General features: G+C 74.1%; 3 protein-coding genes and 1 pseudogene. 2 read left to right on the top strand and 2 right to left on the bottom strand.

The annotated features are described in order from the left end of the window. Positions 1–68: 68 nt before the first annotated feature. Entirely contained in the window at positions 69–236 is a 168-nt protein-coding gene (locus tag NBZ83_RS30625; RefSeq protein WP_498041095.1) for a hypothetical protein, read from the top strand. Positions 237–506: 270 nt separating this feature from the next. Here the strand turns inward: NBZ83_RS30625 and NBZ83_RS34075 are convergent. Both NBZ83_RS34075 and NBZ83_RS30615 read right to left on the bottom strand, forming a co-directional pair. Further along, positions 507–1,127 (bottom strand): annotated as a pseudogene (locus NBZ83_RS34075) (esterase/lipase family protein); the annotation flags it as partial. A gap of 155 nt (positions 1,128–1,282) precedes the next feature. Continuing rightward, positions 1,283–2,764, bottom strand: a complete 1,482-nt coding sequence (locus NBZ83_RS30615; protein WP_261567169.1) for a carboxyl transferase domain-containing protein — start codon at positions 2,762–2,764, stop codon at positions 1,283–1,285. A gap of 258 nt (positions 2,765–3,022) precedes the next feature. Between NBZ83_RS30615 and NBZ83_RS30610 the strand changes: the two genes are divergently transcribed. Continuing rightward, positions 3,023–4,101 (top strand): serine/threonine-protein kinase (locus NBZ83_RS30610; protein WP_261576361.1); only part of this gene is annotated, 1,079 nt, incomplete at its 3' end.

The following is a 4,101-nucleotide window of genomic DNA, read 5'->3' as shown; positions in this document are numbered from 1 at the left end:
GGGGGAGCGCGTCGGCGCGCAAGCCGCTGCCGAACTCACCGTTCGCCGGGCGCCCGGCGGCCCGGCCCGTGCTGGAACTGCGCCAAGGCGACCGGGTGACCCATGACAGCTTCGGCCTCGGTGTCGTTGTCGCCACCGGCGGGGCGGGGGATTCGGCCGAGGCGACGATCGACTTCGGCGCCGACGCCGGGACCAAGCGCCTGCTGCTGCGCTACGCCCCCGTCGAGAAGCTCTGAGGGCACCGTCTCGGCAAGCCACCCGGCAACCTGGCGGGCCACCGCCCCGTTGAACGCCAGCGAGTGATGCCCGAGCCCGGGGACGGTGACATTCACGGAGTTCAGATCCGGATGCTCGAGCGCGGCCTGGGGCGGGCGGACCACGGTGTCCCGGCCGGCGGCGACCGCGATGAACCGTGTCCGGCATCCCGGCGCCGGCCTGCCGAGCTCGGCCAGCAGCGGTGAGCCCGGCCGTAACTGGGCGAGCAGGGGATAGGGCAGAGCTCGGGGCACCAGCTCGGCCAGCCGGGTGCCGCCGTGCGGGGTGGCGAGGGTGATCAGCGTGTCGACCTGCCGGTCGCCGCCCATTCGCTGAACGTGGTAGCGGGCCACCAGCCCACCCAGGGAATGGGCGACGACGTGCACGCGCCCGCCGTCGCCCGCCGCGGCCGTCACCGCGTCGGCGAGCAGCCGGGCGCCGTCCTCGACGGTGGTGGTCCACAGGGGCAACTCGACCGCTCGAACCCGACGAAAGCCCCGTCGGCGTAGCTGATGGTGCAGACGGACGAAGACCGAACGGTTGTCGACCAGCCCGTGGACAAGCAGGATCGGCGTCCCCGCCGCATCGGGCGCGCGGACCTGAAGGCCACGCTGCAGCGGGGGCAGACCGTCGAGGGAGTACGGTTCGTCGTCCCGGTCCGGCTGGCGGCGCAGCGCGCTCGCCGGATAGAGGGCCAGATGGGCAGCGATCCAAGCAGTCTCGACGGCGAGCCCACGGGCGTTGTCCCCGGTGGCACGCAGACCCGCGACGAGTGCGCTGCGGCGAGGCCTAGCGGCCCCCGTGACCGGCTGGTCAACCGGCGCTGCGGCTGCGGCTGCGGCTGCGGCTGCGGGTGCGCGTGCTGCGGGCACAGCGGCTGCCACGGCTGGTGCCGTCGGTGCCCGTCTGGGTGCTGGTGGTGCCGGCTGGCCGATGCTCGATCACCTTCCTTCGCCGCACCGTCGCCGGGTGGGCTCGTGTGCGTTCGCTCGACCTCGCCGGGATCAGGCCGAGAAATACAAAGAGATTACAGACTGTCACGTAGTTCTGTCGACCATCGCTGCTGGCGCCGTCGCCGACGCTGCACCGGGTCCTGCCAGGCGAGCTCGGCGAGCAGTCCCGTGGCCGCCTGCGCCACCTGATCTGCGCCGGTGGCGGGCAGCAGGCGGTCGGCGAAACCGAGCCGGTACAGATCCGTCGGGCGCAGCCCCGCCCGGTCCGCCGCCTGCTCGATCGGGATGCGCAGGGTCGTCGCGGTGCCCTCCGGAGAGAGCGCCGTGAAGTAACTGTCCGCGGTCATAGCAACTATATCGGTCACTGCGGCTGCGAGTGCGCCGCCCGAACCGCCCTCGCCGAGTACGACCGACACAGTTGGACAGGGGCAGGCCAGGACCGCCGCCATCGCGTCCCCGATCGCCGCGGCGATCCCGGCGGCCTCGGCGGGGGCGCCGCCGGCCGCGCCGGGGGTGTCGACGAGCGTCACCAGTCCGACGCCGAGCTTGCCCGCCAGCTGGGCGGCCCGGGCAAGCAGCCGGTATCCCGCGGGGCCCGGCGCGCTGCCGCGTCGGGCCCCGACCGCGACGACCACCGCGCGCATCCCGCCACCGCCGTGAAGGGCGCCGATCCGGGCACCGACCAGCGGATCGGGCCCAACGAGGTCGACCCCGTCGGGCAGCAGCGCGCACAGCACCGCCACACCGTCCGGTCGCTCGCCGGTCCGGGCCGCCGTCACCTGCTCCCAGCCGGAGCGGGCGGCCACCCGTTCGAAGCCCGCCGGCACGCCGGCCCGCGCCGGCCGCGCCATCGGCACCGGCGGCGGCGTCGGCGCCCGGGTCGCCGGCTCGATCGGGCCTGGGGGGGTCAGCGCGATCAGCGCCCGGCGCAGCCAGTCCGCGACGGCGTCGGGTGCGAGCGCGGCGTCGACGAGGCCGCCTGCGAGGGCGGACGCCGCGGTATGGCTGCCGGCGGGCGGCGGCGCCCCGGTCGTCGCGGCGACCACGCGGGGACCGGAGAAGCCGACCGTCGCCCCGGCCACTGCACAGCGCACATCGCAGCGTGAGCCGATGGTGACCCAGACCCCGCCGGTCGTCGGCTGGTCGGCGATGGCGATGTGGCCGACCCCGGCCGCGTCGAGGGCCGCGAGGGCGAGGGCCGCGCGGGGCAGCCCGACGAGCCCGGCGACCCCCTCCTGCAGCCGGGTACCGCCGCTGCGCAGGAACGACACCAGCGGACGGCGGCTCGTGACCGCGGCGGCCGCGGCCGCCGCGAAACCGGCGGCGTCCGCCTCGCCGAAGCTGCCGCCGTGGACGGCGAAGTCCCAGACCGCGGCGACCGTCGGCACACCCGCGATCAGGCCGACCCCCCACCTAAGCGCCGGCCGTCCGTCGTAGTCCGGCCAGCCAGAACGGTTGACCGCGGGGGCGGTCGACGGCCCCAACGTGATACCGGCGAGCAGATCCGCCCGCCAGTCGGCGGACGTCTGCCGCCCCGGTCGGCTGTCACTGTCCATGTCCGCATCTTGCGGCCGGTGGCGGCCTGACCGGGTTGCTCGGGCGCAGGCGGTGTTGCAGGACACGCCGCACCGAGACGCTCACCGGCGGCACCCCGGGCGATGCTCGGATGTCTTACGACGAGGAAGGGAAGGGACATCTGTGACCTACCGTGCAGTCTGCTTCACGGCAGTCAGCGACATACCCTTTCGTTCACAGCGCCCTGAGTGGGTGGGTGCCCGCACCACACCCACGAGATCAGTGGAGTGAGGAGAGGGATGCTCACACCGCTGCTGGAGGACGACCCCCGCCAGATCGGCCCGTACCGTCTGCAGAACCGCATCGGGGCCGGGGGCATGGGAACCGTCTATCTCGGCTTCACCCCGGAACAACACGCGGTCGCGGTGAAGGTGGCCGCCGAGGAACTCGCCGAGGACGTCGAGTTCCGCAGTAGGTTCGAGCGCGAGGTCCACGCGGCGCTGCGCGTGCGGGGCAACGCGGTTGCCGCCGTGCTCGACGCCGACACCAACGCCCCGGCACCGTGGATGGTCACCGAGTACGTCGAAGGCATCAGCCTGGCCGAGGCGGTCCGGGCTCGCGGCCGGCTGGAGAACCATCTTGTCCGCGGTCTCGCGGTCGGGCTGGCCGACGCACTGGTCGCCATCCATGCCGCGGGCGTCGTGCACCGCGATCTGAAGCCGTCGAACATCCTGCTGGCGTGGGACGGGCCGAAGGTGATCGATTTCGGCGTCGCCCACATCAGCGACAGCAGCACGCTGACCCGCACCGGGCACGTGATCGGGACCCTGGCGTGGATGGCACCCGAGCAGATGCGCGGGGACGCGTCGGACTCCTCGGCGGACATCTTCGCCTGGGCCGCCTGCGTGACGTACGCGGCGACCGGCCGCCATCCCTTCCACGCGGAGACGCCGGACAAGCTTGCCCTGCGCGTGCAACGGGACACCCCGGACCTCGATGCGCTGCCTGCCTACCTGCTCACGTCGGTCGCCGGGGCCCTGTCCAAGATCCCCCAGCAGCGGCCGACCGCCTCCGCCCTGCTCGCCTCGCTGGTCGGTCGGGAGTTCCAGGGGGTGACCGAGGCAGACGCCGTCGCCGGTGACTTCCTCGAACGCACCTGGACCGGCACTGCTCGGGCGACGACTGACGGCCTCACCGTCCTGCCCGTCGGCGAGTGGGCCGGCGAGGGCCCCGAGAGTGCCGCCGACGGCTTCGAGGGCGGCTGGTCGCCGGTCGTCCAGGGGCCGCCAGCCGGATCGGGTCCCTGGCCGGTGGGTCCGCCGCCGCCCGCGTCCGCGTTCCGGCCGGCCGTGTCGCCGCCTCCGACGATCCCGCCGCC

The organism is Frankia gtarii (assembly GCF_025403375.1).
GTDB classification, from domain to species: domain Bacteria; phylum Actinomycetota; class Actinomycetes; order Frankiales; family Frankiaceae; genus Frankia; species Frankia gtarii.
This window is presented reverse-complemented; position numbering and strand designations above follow the sequence as displayed.

Excerpts from the sequence above, each read along its gene's own strand:
- NBZ83_RS30615 (WP_261567169.1), bottom strand. The coding sequence starts at position 2,764 with ATGGACAGTGACAGCCGACCGGGGCGGCAGACGTCCGCCGACTGGCGG.